Consider the following 21895-nt stretch of genomic DNA (forward strand, 5'->3'; position numbering starts at 1 on the left):
TAAAAATAAGGCTGAAAAGGGCTAGGAGAATACGCAACAACCGTGGGCTACAGCACTTTACTATACGCGCCAGTTCTCCACAATAATTCGCTTAAGGAGATGAAGCTTGCGATGAAAGAAATGATCCGCACCTGGAATAACGGTCACCGGCAATTCCTGCGGACGCGCCCAATCAAAGACCTCCGTCAATGGAATCGTCTCATCTTGTTCGCCATGAATGACGATCGTATCTTCCGGCACGGGTGCTACCGCCCAACGGCCGGCTGCTGTGCCAACAAAAACCAGCCGCTGCACGCTGATATTATTTTGCGCTAAACGTTGTGCAAGATGCGACAACACAAAGGTGCCAAACGAAAACCCCGCCAGCACCAGTGGGCTATCAGCACAAAGTGGCTGCGCCCGAAGATGCTCAAGCACCGCCAATAAATCATCTTGCTCGCCGTTACCCTGGTCATGTTCGCCTGCCGTTTGACCCACCCCACGAAAATTTGAGCGAACCGCAACGTAGCCAAGCTGCATAAACGTGCGCGCGAGCGTATGAGCGACCTTATTATCCATCGTGCCACCCAGTAATGGGTGCGGATGCGCAATCAGGGCGATACCACGCGCCGGGACATTCTGTTCAATCGCCTCTGTTGGCCAATCGACAGCTATTTCGATTTTGCCAATTGGCCCATCGATTAAATATTTTTTTGGGTCCGCCATTTTTTAATTTAAATACCTCAATTAATCACTACTTAAAACTATCCCGCTCTCTTTTGTAAGCTCCCAGAGAATTCCCGGGCTAAATCAACAAACGTTCAACGATCTTGCCGCCGACCAGATGCGAATCAATAATTTCATCGATATCAGCTTCATCCACATAGGTATACCAAATGCCTTGCGGATACACAACCATCACCGGACCTTGTTCGCAGCGATCAAGGCAACCCGCTTTATTAATGCGAATCTGCGCCGGCCCACTTAAGCCTAGGTCGCGCACTCTTTTTTTTGCGTATTCCTGCATCCGCTGCGCATCGCAATTTGCGCAAGAAGCGCGGGTATCGTTAGCGCGCTGATTTAGGCAGAAAAAAACATGGTGTTGATAAAAATGTTTCATTATTCAGCTCGATTTTTACATAACTCTATGCCCAATTGTTTCAGTTTCCGGTAAAGATGGGTCCGTTCAAGTCCAGCCCGCTCGGCAATCCGCGTCATGCTGCCATTGGCTTGCCTTAGGTGGTATTCAAAATAGGCACGCTCAAAGGCATCGCGCGCGTCGCGCAGTGGCAGTTTAAGAGAAATGGTCACGCACTCGCTTGATGACGCGATGGTAGGGTCTGCCGCGCAATGGCTGGCCATTGACAACGCTACTGTCCCCATTGACGACGAGGCCATTAACTCTGACTCGGGCTGGACGATTGGCCTTAGGGTGAGTTGGGCATTCGCTTGCGCATTCATCTCCGTGCCTCGCATCAGCCCCTGCCTCACTGCCTGTAATAACTTTTGCAAAGCGATCGGCTTTTCAAGAAAATCAAGCGCGCCAATTCGAGTGGCCTCAACCGCTGTATCAATTGTTGCATGCCCAGACATCATGATCACCGGCATCGTTAGGCGGCCCTGTGCCGCCCATTCTTTTAACAATGTAATACCATCGGTATCTGGCATCCAAATATCCAGCAAAACCAAGTCCGGCACTTGACGCATGCAATAAGCACGCGCCTCTTGCGCATTCTCAGCTACATCCACCACATGACCTTCATCGTTCAGAATTTCCGAGAGAAGCTCTCGGATACCCATTTCATCATCTACCACTAAAATGGTTGTCATTTACACTACCTTTGTCCGCTGTCTCGCTATCTGCTCGATTTTGCTTGAAATTAACTTCCCTGTATGCAGCCCTAACTCGCTATCTGCCAATTGAAGAAAAAGAATCGAAACTTGCGCACCGCTGACTCCTGTACTCGTCCCATCCACCGGCGGACGGTTACGAATATCAATGCTAGCAGCATGCTCATCAATAATTTTTTTAACCGTGGCAAGACCTAAGCCTGTACCTTTGGCCTTGCTCGTCACGTAAGGTTCAAAAGCGCGCGTGAGAATCCGTGCCGAAAAGCCGGGGCCATTATCCGTTACGGTTAACCTCACCGCTAAGCCGCTCTTACCAGGCATATCTGGATGCTCGTATTCTACTGCTTTTGCCTCAATCAGCACACTTGGCGAAGAGACTTCAGCCACGGCATCTTGCGCATTTTGCAGCAAATTATGAATCACTTGGCGCAATTGGGTTGGATCGCCACGAATCATCGGCAGCGCAGCCAAATCGACTTGGATCGGGCTTTTATCTTCGCCAACGCCATACAGTGCCAGGACCTCGGTGATCAAATCATTTAATTGCAGATCATGCAAAACCGTCGGCGGCATGCGCGCATATTCTCGAAAATCATCAACCATCTGCTTCATCGCAGCAACCTGGTTAACAATCGTCACAGAGCCTCGCCGCAAGACCTCTGCGTCAGCGGGCGCAAGCTTGTCGGCTAACTTCATTTGCAGCCGCTCGGCCGAGAGTTGAATCGGCGTTAGCGGGTTTTTGATCTCATGCGCCAAGCGGCGCGCAACCTCACCCCAAGCAACCGAACGCTGCGCAGAAATAATATCTGAAATATCATCAAAGACAACCACATAACCCGCTATCACAGTATTTTTAGGATGCATGGCTTCACCCGCCTCAATTGCCGGCAACAACAAACGCGTCCCCCGCACAAGCAAGGTGAGAGGGTCCCCTTCGCCTTGGACATGCACTTCAAATTGTTGCTGCCAATGCCCCGTGTCCCCACTCTCAGCTGTCGCCAGGGCAACATCTCGTACCGCAAAAGCCTTGCGTACCATCGAAGCAAAACCGGCCAACACAGTAATGTCTTCAAGCAGACAATTTAAGTGCCCCTGAAACGGTTGATGGAAAATCCGCTCAGCCCCAACATTAGCAATCGTGAGCCGAAATTTTCGATCAAATACGAAGACCCCCGCCGTTAAATTCGCCAAGACACTTTCAAGATATGCTTTGGAATTTTCCAGGGCAATCCGATTCCGCTCAACGGCTACGCGCGCTTCCGATAGCTGTCGGGTCATCACATTAAATGACTGCATCAAAAAACCAAGCTCGTCATTCGTGTTGATTTCATGCTTTTGCGTATAATCGCCTCGCGCTACTTCACGCGTGCCTTGAGCCAACAAGAAAAGGGGGCGCGCCAGTTGATTGCCCAACCCCAGAGCGAGCATCATGGCAATAAAAGTTGCCAAAAAGAGGGCCAACGTTAGAGTACCGATGTACATTTTACGCAAGCCGGTGCGGCCCAATGCTTTTTCTTGGTAATCACGCCAAGCGCGTTGAATATCTGCCGCGTGACGCGCCAATTGCGGTTGCACTGAGCGGGTTAATTGCAAAAAGCGCTCGTCTTGACGTGCTAAAGTTTTGTAACCCGCGGGTATGCGCACCACTACGCGCAAACGTAAGGCCCCTTTCTCGCTCTCAATAGGCTTACTCGTATGTTCCGCTTCAAGCTCGCCCTCGAGCCCAGCATAACCGGTGGTGCGCGCTTGGCGCAACATCATAGGGGTGGGCAGATCATCTGGTACCAGGGCCGTAAAGCTGGGGGAAGCTTGCGCCACCACACGGCCGGCCGAAGATACGACAGTTGCTTCGTGCACCCCAAATTGCTCACGCAAGCGCAATAAGGTCAGCGTCAAATTCGCTTCATCGGCGGTGGCGAGTTGGTTCGCGATCAAGCGGCCACTATTTTGCAGATCCGCTAGTGAGTTATCGAGTAAGCCCCGACCAAGGTCAAGCCCAGAAGCCAGGGCTTTTTCAACATTTAAGTCAAACCATGATTCAATACTGCGTGAAACAAATTGCAGCGAGACCAAATAGATAATGCCACCCGGCAGGACCCCAACCAAGGCAAAAAATACGGCTAATTTTGCTAACAGCCGGGTACCAAATTTACCCTGGCGTAAACGAGCGATAATAATCCATATTAAGCCGCCAACAATCAACATGAAAATTAACGCAATCGCAACGTTGGCCGCATATAACCACGAATAATAACGATCAAAAAATTCCGTATTGGCGCTGGCTAGCGCCAGCAATACAAGCAGCAATAATGCTAGAGCGGCGATCGTTGTGAGCAACGAGCGAACAATAAAACGCGTGAAAGCCGTCTTATTTGGCATGTTGATTCACCACAAAAACAAAGCGCTTCCAATCGGAAGAAAGTTTCCAGTCACGATTGTTCACTGCATCAATTTGAAATGGCTTAGGCATAAGGGCAGTATCGAGCTGCATGCGCACCGCTGCTGTGTAAACATATCCCGGCGTGACTGCCGCACGGTCGATGGTATGCCATACACTGACATGTTTAATGACTTTAAGGGCATCCGAAAGCGTTGGGAAACCGAGTTGCAAACCACCGCTTGAGAGTCGATATTGGCGGGTGAGGGGTTGGTAGGAAAGCCGTATACTTTGTGAAGTACTCACAGCTTGTTCGTCAAACCAATACCAGCGCGCCCGCGTTAATTCAAAACCAGTGGTGAAATAAAGCGGTATTCCCCGGTTGATCGCATCTTCAAGGCTGCGGCTTAAAACAAAATCAAAACGTGCATCAAGCGCCCAGCCGGCGCTATCGGCCTCCAGCGAGGCACGCTGCACATAGATCGTATTCGCTTGTGCGAAAGCGACTGTAAGGCCAGGCCAGATAAGCCAGATAACAACTATCCGCTTGCATAGAAAAAGGCGTAAATCAATCACTGTTTACGAAAACGTGCATAAAAAAATCCGTCATGGTCATCCGTATTTGAGTCGCTGCCCGGCAGGGTAGTTGATGGCAGAAGCTGGCCTGGAGCACTTAATCGTACCGCATCTTGGTGCTTACTTTCAAACCATTGCGCTTGGAGCTCGCCTTCTGTCGGAAAAATAGAACAGGTAGCATAGAGTAATTCACCGCCGGTTTTCAGCAATGGCCAGAGTGCCGCTAAAATGCGGCGCTGTTCGTTGGCCAGCGCCGTCAAATCAGTTAAACGCCTAAGCCAACGGATGTCCGGATGGCGACGCACAATGCCCGAGGCAGAACAAGGGGCATCAATTAGCACTCGATCAAATAATTGCCCATGCCACCATTCATTGGGAGTGCCTGCATCACCGATGCACACCGTTGCAGTTAATCGCAAACGATTCAGGTTTTCATGAATACGCTGTGCACGCGCATGATCCGCCTCAAGTGCCACTAAATCTATATCCGCTAATTCAAGCAAATGCCCCGTCTTACCGCCAGGAGCTGCGCACGCATCGAGTACACGCATACCATTATGCACCTCAAGGAGCGCAGCTGCCCGCTGTGCGCTAGCATCTTGCACCGAAACCACGCCTTGCATAAAGCCAGGCACCCGCTCAACGGGTAATGCGCGCAATAGTCGCACCGCGCTGGGACCGGCCGCTACCGCTGGGATATTTGCCGCATGCAAGACCTCAAGGTACGCCGCAACTGTCGAACGGCGCTGATTGACGCGTAAAGTCATGGGCGCATGCGTATTGCCAGTTAACAAAATATTTTGCCAAGCAGCCGGCCAGGCGGCACGCACTTGATCAATCCACCAGAGCGGATAATTCCAGCGGGCGACCGGGTTACTCATGATTTGCGCAAGTAGGGTATCGCGTGAGCGCAGAAAATTACGTAATACCGCATTCACCAGCCCCTTCATTGAACGCGCGTCGCGTTGCGCGCTCACTGCGTGAACGGCCTGATCCACCACAATGAAAGGCGCATAAACGGCATCTTCAGGCTCATCGCTTAGCAAAGCCAAGGCACAAGTCAGCAGATTTGCCACCGGCGCCGCAGGCGGCTTACGCACCAGCGTAGCCACCAATGCATCCGCCCGACCTAAGGCGCGTAACGTGCGGTAGGCAATATCCTGAATTGCCCCGCGGGCCGCAGGCACCTCAATCGTTGCAAATAACGCCGCAAACGCTGCCGGCAATGCCGTCCCAGCGCGCACAGCAGCAAGCGCGCGGGCCGCATGATTGAGGGCAAAAGCAAGGGAATCTGGAGCAAGCTGCATAAAAAATAAGGATAGACCGTATTGTGGGTATTAAATGGGGGTAAATAGGTGTGTTATTGGTTCAAATTAGGGGTCGCGGCGTTTGATATGAGTTACAGTGATGCCCCCTCAAACCACAAAACACTGCCCTTCTCGCAACGTAAAACCCTTTAGAAATTCACCTACCGGAAGCCTTTTCCCACCTGGCTTTTGCCACTGCGTTACACGCAGCGCATCAGCGCCACACGCAATCGTCACCGCATTGGCTGTAATTTCAATGATTTCTCCCGGCATAGCCACTTTGTGTGCGGCAACAGGCGCTGCTTCCCATATTTTAAGTGGTTCGTCATCAAGCATGGCAAACGTGCCTGGGAACGGGTCAAAAGCACGCACCTGACAAGCAAGCCTCTTAGCTGGCAGCTGCCAATTAAGCCTCGCCTCGTGTTTGCTGATCTTTTGCGCATAAGTTACGCCCTCAACAGGTTGCGGTGTTGCGAGTAACTTACCTTGCTCGGCCAGTAGGCGTAACTCTTCAACGATAAGTTGCGCACCTAATGACGCCAATTTGTCATGCAAGGTTGCTGCCGTATCTGCGGGTGAAATGGGTATTTGCGCACGGCTTAACATAGGCCCCGTATCAAGCCCCGCATCCATTTGCATTAGTGTAATGCCGGTTTGCGTGTCACCCGCGGCAAGTGCGCGTTGGATTGGCGCCGCCCCACGCCAGCGCGGGAGCAAAGAAGCATGAACATTGAGACAACCGTGCCGAGCAATATCGAGCACTGTTTGCGGCAGCAGCAAGCCATATGCCGCAACCACCATGACCTCATGCGGGATTGAATGCAAACGATCCAATGCAGCCGCCGCTTCAAGCGGAAATTTACCATCCGTGCGTAGTGATGCCGGTTGGATAACGGCCAAGCCTTGTTCAAGGGCAAACTGCTTAACCGGGCTGGCCGTGAGCTTCATGCCACGGCCCGCTGGCCGATCAGGCTGCGTCAGTACAAGCGGTACCGCAAAACCTGCCGCATGAATAGCCGCGAGGATCGTCGCAGCAAATGCCGGCGTACCGGCAAAAATCACTTTTAAATTCTGAGACATGAAAACAGCGCCTTTAGAGGTTCACACGATGATAAGCGCTGATCGCTACGAATACCGCTTAAATTGGATAATGCCCGACGCGCGCCATTTCCATTAAACGCGCCACCCGCTCTTCAACCTCGGGGTGAGTCGAAAAAAGGCGCGCAAGCGAAGCGCCTGAGAGAGGGTTCATAATCATCATCTGCGCTGTCGCCGGATGAGATTCAGCTGCCGCAAAGGGCACGCCCTTTGCATAGTGATGAATTTTTTCAAGCGCTAAGGCCAATGCTTGCGGCTCACCCGAAATAAGGGCGCCGCCCCGGTCGGCTTCAAATTCACGCGCGCGAGAAATAGCCATTTGAATCAGCGCTGCAGCCAAAGGCGCAAAAATAGCCACAGCAATGCTGGCTAACGGATTGGTCGGACGGCCATGCTCATCACGCCCGCCAAAGAACATGGCGAAATTGGCCAAGGCCGAAATCGCCCCCGCCATCGTGGCAGAAAGCGTTGATAATAAGATATCGCGATGCTTCACATGGGCTAGCTCATGTGCCATCACGCCGCGGATTTCGCGCTCAGATAAAATTCGCAACAGCCCTGTAGTCGCGGCGACCGCTGCATGTTGCGGATTACGCCCAGTCGCAAAAGCATTCGGCGCAGCTTCATCAATCAAATAGACACGTGGCATCGGCAGCTCAGCGCGTATTGCCAGTTCACGCACCATTCGGTAGAACTGTGGCGCACTGAGTTCATCGACTTCCTGCGCGTGGTACATGCGCAGGACCATTTTGTCAGAGAACCAATAGGAAAAAAAGTTCATGATGAGCGCAAATGAGAACGCAATCACCATCCCTTGCTGGCCACCAATCATCGCGCCAACAGCAATAAATAGGCCCGTGATAGCGGCCATTAATAGGGTTGTTTTGATCCAATTGAACATAACGATATCCTCTTATGCAAATGCCACAATACGCGCGTTGCGTGCAGTACTCAAATCATCACCTTCTTTCACAGCACAAGATATGGGTCCCCAATGAGCGCTTTGCAAGATCACCGCCATTTTCTACCTTTGATTCTTATCAACGCTTAATTCGCGCCGCAAATAGGCGCGAAAGCGTTCATTGTCATCACCCAGCCGACCACCACGCCAGATTTCTTGCCACTCGGCGGGCGAGAAACCGGCCAAGCGATGGTCTGCTTTATCCACTATAAGTGCCGCCTGGCAAGGCGTTGCCCTCAAAGTTGCGGTTTGTAGCGGCTTAACGCCAATAAAATAATGCAGCATAGCCCGCTCCGATTCGCCGACATTAAACACCGCCAGACAATCATACTGCTTAGGCAATGCCATCTGTAATGCCTTAAACGCACTCCGATAGCTACGGGCCTCATTAAACCAGGGCAGCAACACCGTATGCAGCAGCCCCCAAACTAGCGTTATGCCAGCAAAGCTAGTGGCAATTGCACCAAGGCGCACACGCCAAACAATTGCACAGACCCATAGTCCACTTAAACTGAGACCCGCCAATAGCCAGCCTAGATTGAACGGCAGAACATAGTCCAGCGGCAACCAACGCGCGAATAAAGCTGGGATTAACTGACCGCGGCCAGCCAACAACGCTCCCCAACAGAGCCAAATCCAAATCCCACAGGCAGAAAAGAAAATTACGGCGACAGCACGCCAAATACGATCTAGACGTGTAGGCAGGGTGATGCTAGCCCCCAGTAACGCCAGTGCAGGGTATACCGGCAAAAGATACACCTCGCGCAGCGAGGCAGACATCAGCAACAAGACCGTATAAAAAGTTATTGCATAAATCCAGAGAACCGCACGGGCTAATTTAACTTCACTCCTAACACCACCAACGACCAGTGCTTTTTGCGCGTCTCCTGTCGCCGAGTACACGCGCCAGCGCTTGAACATTTCTGCGACGGCTAACCAGCCAGCAGGAAAGGCTAAGGCAATGGCCAAACCAATGTCTTGCAAATAATTGGAGCGCGATCCTGGAATTTCAGAAAAGCCGAAAAACCGGCCAAAATTATTATCCCAAAACCACTCAATAAATAAAGGTTCTGCAGTACGCCAGAATAGATAGGGCCAAACGATCAGCCAGGGCAACGCCGCCAAAGCCGCCCACAATAACAATACAGCCGCACGGCGCGTGCGAAACACGGGTAGCGCAATCACCGAGACTAAATAAGTCAATGCCAACACACCAGGCACCAACACGCCTTTACTCATAAATGCGATGCCTGCGCCAGTACCTAACATCAGCCCAGCCTTCCAAGAGGGCGCTTGCTGTGCAATCACAAAATGCACCAACCCAGCTAGCGCCAATACCGTCCCAGCCAATTGCGGCACGTCTGCAATCAACTTGTGCACATGTACGACAACGCCTAGCGTTCCAAGTAAGAGCATACAAGCCGGTAAACGATAGCGGCTGCCATACAGCCAGCGAGCCATTATCGATAACGTAATAAGCGTCATCGCCATCCAGGCGATAACCGCCAACTGCGCGCCTTCTTGCAACGGCAAAAAAGCCGAGGTTAAGTAGGCAAATAGGGCCGCGGTCCAATACATTAATGGCGGCTTTTCAACGAAAGGATCGGCGCCCACATAAGGCACGATCCAATCCACGCTCCAGGGTAACCCCTGCAGAAAATTTAAGGCCATGCCAAATGAATAAGGTTCATCCGCTTTCCATGGATCGCGCCCAAATACGCCCGTAAGCATATAAGCAATAACCAGCCATAGAGAAAGCCAGTAAATCGACTGAAACTGAAGCTGCGAATCGCTGGCTGAAAGAGGCGCTAAATTTTTCGTTTTAGGTACTTGCTTGCTTGACATTGAGTTTGGGGAAAAATGTTAGAACCATATCCAATTGCACACTACATTGCTTTCATGAGCTTTTTCATTTTTGTTTTGATGCGCGTTTGTTTAAGTGGCGATAAATATTCAACGAATATTTTACCCAGTAAATGATCCATCTCGTGTTGAATACAGACCGCCAGCAGGCCCTCTGCATTCAGTTCAAAACTTTCTCCGCGCTCATTGAGTGCTCGCATTTTTACGCGGTCTGGCCGCTCTACTTTGTCATAGATGCCGGGTACGGATAAACAGCCCTCCTCGAAGACCTTTTTATCTTCGCTTGACCAAAGCAACTCGGGATTAATCAATACTTGCAGTTGGTCTCGGGTATCAGAAACATCAATCACAACCACGCGCTCATGCACATCCACTTGAGTGGCAGCCAGGCCAATGCCCGGCGCAGCATACATCGTTTCAGCCAGATCCCGCACAAGCTGACGGATACGTTCATCGACGACTGCAACCGGTTTCGCTTTCTTATAAAGCCGGGAATCAGGATAATTTAATATATTTAATAAAGCCATGATAAATCAATTTGAAATAGCCAAACGGCCAACTTGCGATAACCCCAGAGTCCATGCACAATCTAGAAAAACTGCATACTTACCTCTGGGAAGCATACCTTAAGCACCGCAAATTACTTAACGAATGACGTAATATTAACTTAAAACATGGCTTATTGACCTAGGCTAGCGCCTCGGACCGTATATCTGAAATGCAAACCCTCACCCTCACTGACGATGAAATCGCTGCATGGCTACGCCTTGTCAGTACGCGTGGCGTGGGTCCAGTTGCGGTGCGCCATTTACTCAGCATTTATGGATTACCGCACGCTATTTTCGAGCAATCGCCGGCAGCATTAGCGCAAGTCGTTGGCGCCAAACTTGCTGGGGCAATCAAACGCGCCGACCCTGATGGTCTGGCTGAACGCGTTGCACGCGTGCTCAAATGGGCTGCCATCGCCGGCAATCATTTTGTCACCCTAGCTGATCCAGCCTATCCACGCACGCTATTAGAGATCACTGATCCCCCTGTCCTACTCTACGTAAAAGGACGGCTCGAGTTACTGCATGCGCCCGCACTGGCGATTGTCGGCAGCCGGAATGGCACGGCTCAAGGACTGGCCAATACCCAGCAATTTGCACACGCACTCGCTCATGCAGGCTTAACGATTGTATCTGGGCTAGCGCTAGGTATCGATGGCGCCGCGCATCGTGGCGCACTGGCTAGCCCTAGCAGCACAATTGCCGTCATGGGTACTGGCGCCGATCTAGTGTATCCAGCACGCCATTACGCGCTAGCACATGAAATCGCTGCGCATGGGGCGATTGTCTCTGAGTGGCCGCTCGGCACCACGGCTCGCGCTCAGCATTTTCCGCAACGCAACCGGTTGATTGCTGGCTTAACTCAAGGCGTACTCGTGGCTGAGGCGGCCACGCAATCTGGCTCTTTGATTACCGCTCGCTTAGCGGGTGAAATGGGGCGTGAAGTGTTCGCCATACCAGGTTCAATTCATTCGCCGCTTGCTAAGGGCTGTCACCAGCTCATCAAAGAAGGCGCTAAGCTCGTCGAATGCGTGCAAGATATACTTGATGAGATACCCTACAAAGGTTTACCCGGATCCATTGTCAACTCAGAAAATCACACAAATTCAGCCCAGCCAGAACAAAACTCTGAGTTAGCTAAACCCACGCCAAAGACCCGCCAGCCGCAGCAAGTCCATCATGCCCCAACTGCGCACGCTATGATAGATACGCTCGATAGCCACGCGCGCTGCGTGCTTGCCGCGCTGGATTATGACCCAACCCCACTTGACTCGCTGGCCACGCGCACCCAATTAAACAGTGCGATACTGCAAGCAGCCCTATTGCAGCTAGAACTGGACGGTTGGATTGCTGCCTTGCCTGGCGGCCGTGTAGAACGCATCAAGCACGACGCTGTCAGCCCATAGAACTGTCCCGCCTCAAAGCTAGGAGAAATACGCCCATGCCCGCGTTTAACCTCGATACAGATGCTCACGCCATTGCCACCCGGCTGACCAAGCCAGATATTCTGCTGGTTGCCTGTCTTTGCGCTCAATGGTGCGATGCTTGCCGAGCTTATCAAACACTTTTTAACTCACTGGCCGATATACATCAATCTATCTGCTTTGTCTGGATCGATATCGAGACACACGCCGATCAACTTGATGAAATCGAAGTTGAAGATTTTCCAACCCTTTTGATCGAAGACGCGCACAATACCTACTTTTTCGGTACAGTACTCCCTTATGCGGCCGTAGTTGAGCGGTTATTAGCCAGCTTACCGTCAGTCAACAAGGCGGTTGTCGCCCCTAAGCTACATCCACTACTTACCGCGTATTTGCCGAAAACTGTGCTATAAAACAGCCGTTTGCGAGATCCACTCTATATTTTTTTCATGCCTAAAGCTCTAATCATTGCCGAAAAGCCTTCCGTTGCAGCCGATATCGCGCGCGCCTTAGGTGGCTTTACCAAACATGACGAATGCTTCGAAAGCGAGCAGTACGTGCTATCGTCAGCTGTTGGTCACCTGCTAGAAATTGCTGCTCCCGAAGAATACGAAGTCAAGCGCGGCAAATGGAGTTTTGCGCATTTGCCGGTGATTCCGCCACGTTTCGATCTGCTGCCAATCGCCAAAAGCGCAACACGCCTCAAGCTTCTGAGCAAACTGATTAAACGCAAAGATATCAATACGCTGATTAATGCGTGCGATGCGGGGCGTGAGGGCGAACTGATTTTCCGTTACATCGCACAACATGCCAAGGCCAAGCAAACGGTGCAGCGGCTATGGCTACAATCCATGACGCCACAGGCCATTCAAGACGGTTTTGCACGCTTACGCAGCGATAGTGAGATGCAGCCGCTGGCCGATGCTGCACGTTGCCGTTCAGAAGCTGATTGGCTAGTAGGCATCAATGGCACTCGCGCCATGACCGCCTTTAATAGTAAAGGCGGAGGGTTTTTCCTAACAACCGTTGGACGCGTGCAAACTCCCACCTTATCTGTTGTGGTTGAGCGTGAAGAAAAAATTCGCCGTTTTGTGCCACGTGACTACTGGGAAGTTAAAGCTGAATTTGTGAGCGCGGCCGGCTTTTATGACGGCCGTTGGTTCGATCCCAAATTTAAGAAAAATGAATTTGACCCAGAGCAACGCGACTCGCGTCTGTGGAGCGAAGCCGCAGCTGATTCTATCGTAGCGGCGTGCCGAGGTAAACCCGGCATGGTTAGTGAAGAAACCAAAGCCTCAACTCAACTCTCTCCATTATTATTTGATCTCACTAGTTTGCAACGTGAAGCAAATGGACGCTTTGGTTTCTCGGCAAAAAATACTTTGGGGTTAGCACAAGCCCTATACGAAAGGCATAAAGTTTTAACTTATCCGCGTACGGATTCGCGTGCCTTGCCCGAGGATTATCTCGACACCGTCAAAAGCACACTCGGAATATTAAAAGAAAGCAATAACTACCTACCTTTTGCTAAACAGATTCTTGATAAAAATTGGGTCAAACCGAATCGTCGCATTTTCAATAATGCCAAGATCAGCGATCACTTTGCGATCATTCCAACCCTACAAGCGCCTAAAAATTTATCGGAAGCAGAGCAAAAATTATATGACCTGGTGGTTAAGCGCTTTTTAGCAATATTTTTTCCGGCAGCTGAGTATCAACTGACCACACGCATCACTGAAGTCATTGGCCATCACTTCAAAACGGAAGGTAAAGTATTGGTTACACCGGGTTGGCGGCAAGTATATGGACACGAGGCACAGGATGAAAGTGCCAATTTAGTACCCGTAGCCAAGGGCGAAACCGTTAAAACCGATAAAATTGCAGTGCATTTGCTCACCACTAAACCGCCTGCGCGTTATAACGAAGCCACCTTACTATCGGCCATGGAAGGCGCAGGTAAATTAGTTGAAGATGATGAGCTACGCGCTGCAATGGAAACCAAGGGCTTAGGAACACCAGCCACGCGCGCAGCGATTATCGAAGGTTTACTGACAGAAAAATATTTGATTCGCGAGGGACGCGAGCTGCTTCCGACCGCTAAGGCATTTCAATTAATGACCCTACTGCGTGGGCTTAATGTAAAAGAACTCACCGCAGCTGAGCTGACCGGAGAATGGGAGTCTAAGCTAACGCAGATGGAACATGGCCAGCTCACGCGCGACACGTTCATGCGCGAGATCGCACAAATGACACAATTGATCGTCAAGCGTGCCAAAGAATACGACTCAGATACCATCCCGGGCGACTATGCCACGCTGTCCACACCCTGCCCACATTGCGGCAACCAAGTAAAAGAAAATTACCGGCGTTTTGCGTGCACTCACTGCGAGTTTTCAATCACCAAAATTCCAGGCAGCCGGCAATTTGAAATCGAAGAAGTTGAAAGCTTGCTTAGCAACAAATCAATTGGACCGCTTTCCGGTTTTCGCAGCAAAATGGGGCGGCCTTTTGCAGCGATTTTAAAGCTGGTAGAAGATAAAGAAATAAACAACTACAAACTCGAATTTGATTTTGGTCAAGATCAAAACGAAGAGGGTGGTGAAGCGCCTGACTTTTCCTCTCAGACACCCGTTGGCCCCTGTCCAAAATGTAACAGCCCAGTTTTTGAGCACGGCTTAAGCTATGTATGTGAAAAATCTGTCGCCCATCCAAAGAGCTGCACTTTTCGCTCAGGCCAAATCATTCTGCAGCAAGAAATTTCACGCGAGCAGATGGAAAAGCTACTGGACGCTGGCCGTACAGATTTGCTGACCAATTTTAAGTCGACTCGTACGGGCCGTCTGTTTAAAGCTTACCTTGTTAAGCAAAATGACGGCAAGATTGGGTTTGAGTTTGAAAAGAAAGAACCTGCAGCCAAAAAAACGGCTACGGCTGCCAAGAAAACCGCTACTATCACCAAAAAAGCTGCTCCGGCCACCAAGAAAACGGCCAAAAAGAAAGGAGAAAAAGTTAGCTGAGATTATCTTATGCTTAAGTGATATCTTACATTTTCGTAGGCGCCACAGCTTGTGTGGTTAGAAATGCGTGGCGCAATAGCGCAGACTAATTCACAATCGAGTGCGGCGGTCGTCCGACGTGCCTTATTCCATCACTTTATGTAATGAGCGGCATACTTGGTTGAGGTGTAGGAACTCCCGGCTTGCGCCGAGAGCCTATACAGCACACAGTACTCTATACGTACCTATCTGCTAGTCTGACCATATTTATCCAGTAACTTCTGAGCTGCTTTAATCAATGGCGTACCAATCAAAGTACCGTCTAATAAATAAGCATTGCCCTCATTTTCCTGAGCGGTGGCAACGATCCTTCTTGCCCTATCAAGCGCCGCCTCATCCGGTTGAAACACTTCATTAATATGTCGAATTTGTAATGGATGAATGGCGGATTTCCCGGTATAGCCAAGCGCTTTAACTCGGAGTGAGTCGGCAATCAAGCCATCGAAATCATGAGCATCAAAATAAGGCGTATCGATGATCTCGATACCGGATATCTTAGCGGCATTCAAAACCTGTGTCCGGGCAAAATAAAGGCTTTCCCAGGTAATCGCGCCGCCCGTGCTACTTGCGTAGTCAGCTGCGCCAAAAATAAGCCCTTTCAGCCTTAAAGAAGCCGTAGCGATTTCTTTAGCATTAGCGACCCCTCCAGGCGTTTCAACCGCAACCAGAAATTGAATATCATGCTCTTTATAGCCCAAGATTTTTTCAGTGATAATGATTTCCTGTGCACTCTCCACCTTTGGCAAGAGAATATAATCAGGTAATATGGTTTGCCGGAAGATTTCAAGCAAATCTTTAAGCCCATCCTGGGTACGCAACGAATTGACTCTGACCGCAAATTTGACTTGCTTAGAGTGCGGAGTGGCCAAGCATTGAGCAAGCTTTCCCCTTGCGTCTTCCTTCAGATTAGGTGCAACGGGATCTTCTAAATCAATCACACAAACGTCCGCGCCACTTTGAGCCGCCTTAGCAATTCGCTCGGGTCGCAGTGCTGGTGTAAATAATACAGATCTGCAGTAGGTGTTGGAAGTCATAGCAGCACTCCTAAGTTAAGTTGAAAATAAGCTGATTCGTAAAGCAGTCACAATGGGGTGACTGCGTACTAGGCAGATGGGATGAAATCAGATGAGTTTGATGCCGGGTTAACTTAAGCAGCCAATCGCTAACAAAGCGATGATGACCACAATAACGCCCCCAATACGCGTAGAAATTTGCGCGAATGGCATTAAAGATAGGCGATGAGCAGCAGATAAAATAGCGATATCGCCACTGCCCCCCATGCCGCTATGGCAGCCAGTGACAATGGCGGCTTCAATTGGGAATAAACCGACTTTGCGGCCAACTAAAAATCCCGTCGCCATCAATGAAATGACGGTTGAGAAAACCGTCACGATAAACGGCAAGTTGAATGCGGCGGCGAGCTTTTCCCATGGAATAATTGTCATCCCAGCAGCAAATAGCAAAGGATAAATCGTGACCTTCACAAAAAAGTGATATAAACCGATCGCACCTTCATGCATAGCCGGCGAAACTAGATTCAGCAGCTTAACTAAGACCGCAATCAAAAGCATGGCGATCGGAGCAGGCCAGCCAAACAATTGATGTGTGAGCACCCCAATCAAATAAAAAGAAATTGCGATCATTCCGGTCGCGGCTACATCAGTCAGCAAAGGCCTGACGTCCTCATGCGGACCTTCTGCTTTGACGGCACCGCCTTTTTCTTTATCCACTCTTAACAACTGCCCATCACCCGAAAAGCGAGGGTAATGGCGCCCCAAAAGATTCAGTGCGGCCGCCGTCACGATCACGAAAAGGTTGGCAAATATAATTGCCGGTAGAATTTGGGCCAATAAATCGCCCTGTGGCTGGCCGAGTATTTTTGCATAGCCAATCGATAGTGGAATCGCACCTTCGCCAAGCCCTCCGGCCATGATGGGTACAACAATAAAGAAAATAATATGAAATAAATCGAAACCAACCGCCAAGCCAACTAAAGTGCCCGTGATTGCGGCCACAATTGAGCCCATCAGTAACGGCACGAAAATCTTTATAAATCCTTTGATCAATATCTGGCGATCCATGCTAAGCACGCTACCGACAATGACGGCAACAATAAATAGATAAATCGGATGGTTGTTTTCCCAAAATGCGTGAATAGGATCGACAAAATCCGCTGGCAGCAACTGGTGAGCAACCAGATAAGCGGGGACAAAAGTCACAATAATGACCGAGCCCCCAATACGACGGAAAAATGGAATTGATTGGCCAATCGTAGAGCAGGTATAACCACACACCGCCAATAAGGCAATCATTGTGCAAATATTGTTACCCATCAACTGATGGTTCCACACCATCGTCGCTAAACATGCCACTAGAATTAGATAAACCGGCAACGGAATAATGCCGATTGATTTATGTGACAGTGTTTTCAGGGTTTTAATAGAAAAATAGTCAATACAGCGCTTAAATGCTGATTTTCTATCGGGCGTATATTGATGCTTGCTCATTGGTCAGTCTCCCTACTTTTGAGGCTGCAAAAAATATTGCGTAGACGTCAGCCTCTTCGGTTTGTGCTTTCAAAGGAACCTTTACTTGTGGCCAGGTAGCGTTGTAGCCACTCTTTTTCATGCCGCGTAGAAGAAAAATAACCCAATTGAGAGATAATGTAAACTATTTTAGTTAAATATCGCGCAAAAAGTTTAGCCCGGAGGAAATATGATGCGGCAGAATCGCTTTATGCCATCCGACCAAGAAAGAAATGCCTTCTCAGAACGTTTGCGGCTTGCGTTAAAGCGAGGCCATAAACCTGTTAAAGGGGCAACAGATTTAGCCCGCCTGTTCAATTTGCAACATGACGGTACCGGTGTTTCGGTGCAGACTACGCATAAATGGTTAAGCGGCCGCGCAATTCCAACTACGGAAAAGATCAAGACACTAGCTGAATGGCTCGGTGTGAGTGAGCATTGGCTACATTATGGACCACCTCCCGATCCGGGCCTATCAAAAACCAAAGAGAACAAATTCCAGCAAGCTAAGTATCCAGCCTCTCCTGAAACAATTGAGCTGGCGAAAAAGATTGAGGCATTGCCCGAACATCAAAAATATTTGGTAGAGGAACTGATCACTCAGTTTTATGGACAAGGGCCAGACTGACCTGGTGAGCGGCGCAGTCATACTTCCTCAAAACTGCACCGCACACAGGCAAACCTGGTTTGCCTCTGCCGACGGTCTTTCGGAAGGCTTTGCATGCATTCAGGACAGCCTTTTAGAAATCCCTCCTACAAGCAAATTAACTCAATAGGATGCGCTGGATCATATGTTTTTAGCTCAATAAGGGACTAATTCTAAAAAAATAGCTCAATAAAGCAAAACTCTAAACTAATCTGGGTATATATAGCATTAAGGGTTGAACCATGGGGAAATATGATACGGCAGAATTCCCCCATGCCATCTAATCAAGAAAGATCAGCCTTCTCAGAGCGTTTGCGGCTTGCATTAAAGCGCGGCCCCAAACCCGTTAAGGGCGCAACAGACCTAGCGCGCCTTTTTAACCTACAACATCGTGACGGTGCCGGCGTTTCGGTGCAGACTACGCATAAATGGTTAACTGGCCGCGCAATTCCAACCGCGGATAAAATCAAAACCCTCGCCGAATGGCTTGGTGTTGGAGAGCATTGGCTGCATTACGGACCGCCACCTGATCCAGCACTGCTAAAAGCTAAAGAGGTCAAGCTTAAACAAGCTAAGTATCCGCCTTCACCGGAAACCGTTACGCTTGCCAAGAAGATTGAAGCTCTGCCAGAGCATCAGAGATATTTGGTGGAAGAGCTCATTACGCAGTTCTACGGGAAAGTACCCGAATAATCCCCCCTCTTAGCAAAAAAATGCCCTTCAGACTGAAGGGCATTTTTTTGTGGTCAGAAGAGCCCCTAAGTTGGGGCTCAATCGTTTTCTAACTAATTACGTACAATCCGTCTCGTGATATACCATTGCTGCAGTATAGACAGCAGATTATTCACTACATAATAGAGAACTAAGCCGGCGGGAAAGAAGAAGAACATAACCGAAAATGCAAGCGGCATAAACATCATCATCTTGGCCTGAAGCGGATCCGGCGGCGTTGGGTTTAAACGCGTTTGCACAAACATGGAAAGCGCCATCAGAATTGGCAAGATGAAATAAGGATCTTGCTGTGACAAGTCATGAATCCAGCCGATCCAGGGCGCACCACGCATTTCTACTGACGACAGCAATACCCAATACAGCGAAATAAACACGGGAATTTGGATGACTACTGGCAAACACCCACCCAATGGATTTATTTTCTCTGTTTTATAAAGCTCCATTAACGCAGCATTCATCTTCTGCGGATCGCCTTTATAACGCTCTCGTAACGCCTGCATACGTGGCGTAATCTCTTTCATGCGGGCCATTGAGCGATAGCTGGCGGCCGACAATGGAAAGAATACGGCCTTAATCAGTAAGGTTAAGGCAACAATTGACCAGCCCCAATTGCCCAACCAGCTATGTATTTTGTCGAGCAGCCAGAACAATGGCTTGGCAATAATCGTCACCCAACCATAATCTTTCACCAACTCAAGACCCGGTGCAATCGTTTCAAGCATGCGCTCTTCTTCAGGGCCCGCAAAAAGACGTGCCTGCACTTGGACCGCTTGTCCCGGCAGCAGGGTTTGCACAGCTTGTTTCGCCCCTACGCGATACAGTGACGAATCCAGTTTATTGACATAAATATCTCGCGTCACGCCTTGCTGCAACAGCCATGCCGATGCAAAATGATGCTGCACCATGGCGATCCAGCCATTATCAGCTTGTCTGGCATAGTCCGCTTTATTTTTATCAATATCGCTAAAGCCGACTTTTTGGAAATTTTGCTGCGAGGTATACACCACCGGCCCGATATAGGTATGCGAGAAGCGTGGGGTTTCAACAGGCGTGCTATCACGCACCAACTCCATATAGAGTGCTGGCTGCACCGGCGCTGAACTGGCGTTGATGATGTCGTGCTGGACATCGATCACGTAACTGCCACGTGTAAAAGTGTAACGCTTTACAAGCTTGACACCATTTTTCACGGGAGATTCAAATTGTACCTCAAGCGTATTTGCATTACCCGCTAATTCACGAGGACCAGATTGGACGCTAAAGAGATCATTATGGTTGGGAAAATCGCCGCCAATCAGGCCCGTACGAGCTAAATAAACATGAGTGGGCGTCTCATCAAAAAGCGCAACGTACTGGTTAGCTTGTTGACTATCTGTTTGCTGAGTCAGCGATAATTTAGATAGCGTGCCGCCCTGTGTACTGATGTCCGCTTCATACACATCCGTTTTAATATGGATCTTTTGGCTATTTGCTACCCCTTGGGCAGCCGGCACATTTGCGGCGCTAAGCGATGAGGAAGCCGTAGGCGGTGCATTAGAAGAAGTCAGCTTATCCACTGTATGGGCAGGCACCGGGTCAGGGAAAAACCTCGCGGGGCGTCCATTGTAACGCTGCCAGTTATCAAACAGCATCACCAGCGAAATCACTAAAACAATCCACAAAATGTTGCGTTTAATATCCATTTGATTTTGTCTCATCTTGATACGGGGTGGCGGCATCAGCGCCTGAAAGATTAAGCAGGGGCAGCGGATCTACACCGCCGGCGGCAAACGGATGGCAGCGACACACTCTTTTGCAGGCAAGATAACTGCCGCGCGCCGCACCATAATACTGGATGGCCTCACGGGCATACTCTGAGCAAGACGGCATAAAACGGCAACGATTGCCAAGGTACGGGCTAAGCACAAATTTATAGCCGCGTAGCAACGCCAGCAGCACTCTTTGCATAGAAGGCGCAAACATCATGGCGAGCGCTTAATATGGTGGCGCATAGCATCGATTAATAACGCTTCAAGCTCGTTATTGCAAACGGCCTTAAAAGCCGTGGATGAAGCGCTTGGCCACGTTTTTCGGTCCACCTTAGTACGCAATCTAAGCAAAATATCCCAACCGCAAAACTCAGAACGCTTGAGGCGGAATATTTCGCGGGCAACGCGTCTAATTACATTGCGACTGACCGCACGCGGCGCATACTTGCGCCCAATCACCAAGCCAAGCCGTGCTGCTTCGCCCGTGTGCCGTCCATACAATACAAAATGCACGCTGCGCCCCCAAGGACGCACGCGAAAAACCAATGAAAATTCATCTGGCTTTAAAAGCTTGGCGGCTTTTGGAAAGCCAGTGTCGGCGGCCTGCAATGAAATAACGGAAGGCGTATTAAACGCTCACGCGTTAAACTGCTAGACGCTTGCGGCCTTTTGCACGGCGTGCGTTAAGGACTTTACGCCCGCCTACAGTTTTCATACGGACGCGAAAACCGTGAGTCCTTTTACGACGTGTAACAGAAGGCTGATAAGTACGTTTCATGATTAATGCTCTCACAAGCTCCGTCCGTTAAGACGAAGTGTTGGTAATTTTCTTGCTTATTTGGACAAGCCGTTAGTTGCTTCAAGGAGCATCGACTTAATCCACCAGAATTTTTCGCCAAATTTTTGCGCGAACCCTCTATTTAATCGTTTTTTCTATTGATAGTCAATAGCTTAGCCCGCGCATGACGCATCACGAGCCCGCCACCAAGTGCAGCCTAGTCCTGTGGATAAGTGACCCGCCCGACGGTTTTTGGCGGTAAAATCTCACTTCCTTTGGCATTCCATATTTATTTAAATGGGGTTGCCTCCACACGCCAAGCCGCTTGTCTCGGCTCTTTTTTGTTGTTTTTGTTACGCGCTGTTATACGTCTTTTTCGCTATATTGTGCCGCGACGACCCTATTTAGCCTGCGCCTCGATTGAAT

At 49.8% G+C, this 21895-nt stretch carries 21 protein-coding genes; 5 read left to right on the forward strand and 16 right to left on the reverse strand.

All coding sequences use genetic code 11. The features are described from left to right. Nucleotides 1–60: 60 nt before the first annotated feature. The 10 genes from NQD60_RS09020 to def form a co-directional block, all read right to left on the reverse strand. Nucleotides 61–705 (reverse strand): alpha/beta hydrolase, encoded by a 645-nt coding sequence (locus tag NQD60_RS09020; protein ID WP_257100546.1) that lies wholly within the window; start codon nt 703–705, stop codon nt 61–63. Nucleotides 706–784: 79 nt separating this feature from the next. Beyond that, nucleotides 785–1099 carry a ferredoxin gene (locus NQD60_RS09025; RefSeq protein WP_257100547.1) on the reverse strand — a complete coding sequence of 105 codons (315 nt, stop codon included), beginning with the start codon at nt 1097–1099 and terminating at the stop codon, nt 785–787. Further along, the gene (locus NQD60_RS09030; protein ID WP_223692810.1) at nt 1099–1809 is read right to left on the reverse strand and encodes a response regulator; all 711 of its coding nucleotides are present in this window, start codon (nt 1807–1809) and stop codon (nt 1099–1101) included. The genes NQD60_RS09025 and NQD60_RS09030 overlap by 1 nt, the downstream gene beginning before the upstream one ends. Then, nucleotides 1810–4209, reverse strand: a complete 2400-nt coding sequence (locus tag NQD60_RS09035; RefSeq protein ID WP_257100548.1) for a PAS domain-containing sensor histidine kinase — start codon at nt 4207–4209, stop codon at nt 1810–1812. Continuing rightward, nucleotides 4199–4750 carry a DUF4390 domain-containing protein gene (locus tag NQD60_RS09040; RefSeq protein ID WP_257101310.1) on the reverse strand — a complete coding sequence of 184 codons (552 nt, stop codon included), beginning with the start codon at nt 4748–4750 and terminating at the stop codon, nt 4199–4201. The genes NQD60_RS09035 and NQD60_RS09040 overlap by 11 nt, the downstream gene beginning before the upstream one ends. 29 nt (nt 4751–4779) lie before the next feature. Then, nucleotides 4780–6090: a 16S rRNA (cytosine(967)-C(5))-methyltransferase RsmB gene (gene rsmB, locus NQD60_RS09045; RefSeq protein WP_257100549.1), complete on the reverse strand. Its 1311-nt coding sequence runs from the start codon at nt 6088–6090 to the stop codon at nt 4780–4782. A gap of 108 nt (nt 6091–6198) precedes the next feature. Next, nucleotides 6199–7170, reverse strand: a complete 972-nt coding sequence (gene fmt / locus NQD60_RS09050; RefSeq protein WP_257100550.1) for a methionyl-tRNA formyltransferase — start codon at nt 7168–7170, stop codon at nt 6199–6201. Between the two features lie 58 nt (nt 7171–7228). Then, on the reverse strand, nt 7229–8089 hold the full coding sequence (htpX, locus tag NQD60_RS09055; RefSeq protein ID WP_257100551.1) for a zinc metalloprotease HtpX: 861 nt from the start codon (nt 8087–8089) through the stop codon (nt 7229–7231). A 123-nt stretch (nt 8090–8212) separates the two neighbouring features. After that, nucleotides 8213–9994 (reverse strand): glycosyltransferase family 39 protein, encoded by a 1782-nt coding sequence (locus NQD60_RS09060; protein ID WP_257100552.1) that lies wholly within the window; start codon nt 9992–9994, stop codon nt 8213–8215. A 41-nt stretch (nt 9995–10035) separates the two neighbouring features. Beyond that, on the reverse strand, nt 10036–10539 hold the full coding sequence (gene def / locus NQD60_RS09065) for a peptide deformylase (RefSeq protein ID WP_257100553.1): 504 nt from the start codon (nt 10537–10539) through the stop codon (nt 10036–10038). Nucleotides 10540–10730: 191 nt separating this feature from the next. Between def and dprA the strand changes: the two genes are divergently transcribed. Genes dprA through NQD60_RS09080 form a run of 3 tightly spaced genes read left to right on the forward strand, consistent with a single transcriptional unit; the run spans nt 10731 to nt 15001 of the window. Continuing rightward, nucleotides 10731–11966: a DNA-processing protein DprA gene (gene dprA, locus NQD60_RS09070; RefSeq protein ID WP_257100554.1), complete on the forward strand. Its 1236-nt coding sequence runs from the start codon at nt 10731–10733 to the stop codon at nt 11964–11966. Between the two features lie 35 nt (nt 11967–12001). Then, complete coding sequence (locus NQD60_RS09075) at nt 12002–12397, forward strand: thioredoxin family protein (RefSeq protein ID WP_223692827.1); 396 nt, start codon at nt 12002–12004, stop codon at nt 12395–12397. 36 nt (nt 12398–12433) lie between these two features. After that, on the forward strand, nt 12434–15001 hold the full coding sequence (locus NQD60_RS09080) for a DNA topoisomerase III (protein WP_257100555.1): 2568 nt from the start codon (nt 12434–12436) through the stop codon (nt 14999–15001). A 224-nt stretch (nt 15002–15225) separates the two neighbouring features. Here the strand turns inward: NQD60_RS09080 and NQD60_RS09085 are convergent, their stop codons facing one another. Beyond that, nucleotides 15226–16074 (reverse strand): CoA ester lyase, encoded by an 849-nt coding sequence (locus NQD60_RS09085; RefSeq protein WP_257100556.1) that lies wholly within the window; start codon nt 16072–16074, stop codon nt 15226–15228. Nucleotides 16075–16182: 108 nt separating this feature from the next. Beyond that, nucleotides 16183–17547, reverse strand: a complete 1365-nt coding sequence (locus NQD60_RS09090; protein WP_257100557.1) for a 2-hydroxycarboxylate transporter family protein — start codon at nt 17545–17547, stop codon at nt 16183–16185. 229 nt (nt 17548–17776) lie between these two features. On the opposite strand from NQD60_RS09090, the gene NQD60_RS09095 reads away from it, so the two are divergent. Both NQD60_RS09095 and NQD60_RS09100 read left to right on the forward strand, forming a co-directional pair. Next, complete coding sequence (locus tag NQD60_RS09095; RefSeq protein WP_257101311.1) at nt 17777–18193, forward strand: transcriptional regulator; 417 nt, start codon at nt 17777–17779, stop codon at nt 18191–18193. Between the two features lie 291 nt (nt 18194–18484). Then, nucleotides 18485–18904, forward strand: a complete 420-nt coding sequence (locus NQD60_RS09100; RefSeq protein WP_223692834.1) for a transcriptional regulator — start codon at nt 18485–18487, stop codon at nt 18902–18904. Between the two features lie 92 nt (nt 18905–18996). Here the strand turns inward: NQD60_RS09100 and yidC are convergent, their stop codons facing one another. Genes yidC through rpmH form a run of 4 tightly spaced genes read right to left on the reverse strand, consistent with a single transcriptional unit; the run spans nt 18997 to nt 21469 of the window. Next, complete coding sequence (gene yidC / locus NQD60_RS09105) at nt 18997–20625, reverse strand: membrane protein insertase YidC (RefSeq protein WP_257100558.1); 1629 nt, start codon at nt 20623–20625, stop codon at nt 18997–18999. Beyond that, the gene (yidD, locus tag NQD60_RS09110; protein WP_257101312.1) at nt 20615–20890 is read right to left on the reverse strand and encodes a membrane protein insertion efficiency factor YidD; all 276 of its coding nucleotides are present in this window, start codon (nt 20888–20890) and stop codon (nt 20615–20617) included. Before yidD ends, yidC begins: the two co-directional genes overlap by 11 nt. 14 nt (nt 20891–20904) lie before the next feature. After that, nucleotides 20905–21300, reverse strand: a complete 396-nt coding sequence (locus NQD60_RS09115) for a ribonuclease P protein component (RefSeq protein ID WP_257100559.1) — start codon at nt 21298–21300, stop codon at nt 20905–20907. A 34-nt stretch (nt 21301–21334) separates the two neighbouring features. Continuing rightward, nucleotides 21335–21469: a 50S ribosomal protein L34 gene (gene rpmH / locus NQD60_RS09120; RefSeq protein ID WP_223692840.1), complete on the reverse strand. Its 135-nt coding sequence runs from the start codon at nt 21467–21469 to the stop codon at nt 21335–21337. Between the last annotated feature and the right edge of the window lie 426 nt (nt 21470–21895).

Source organism: Mycoavidus sp. SF9855 (genome assembly GCF_024582735.1).
Classification (GTDB): domain Bacteria; phylum Pseudomonadota; class Gammaproteobacteria; order Burkholderiales; family Burkholderiaceae; genus Mycoavidus.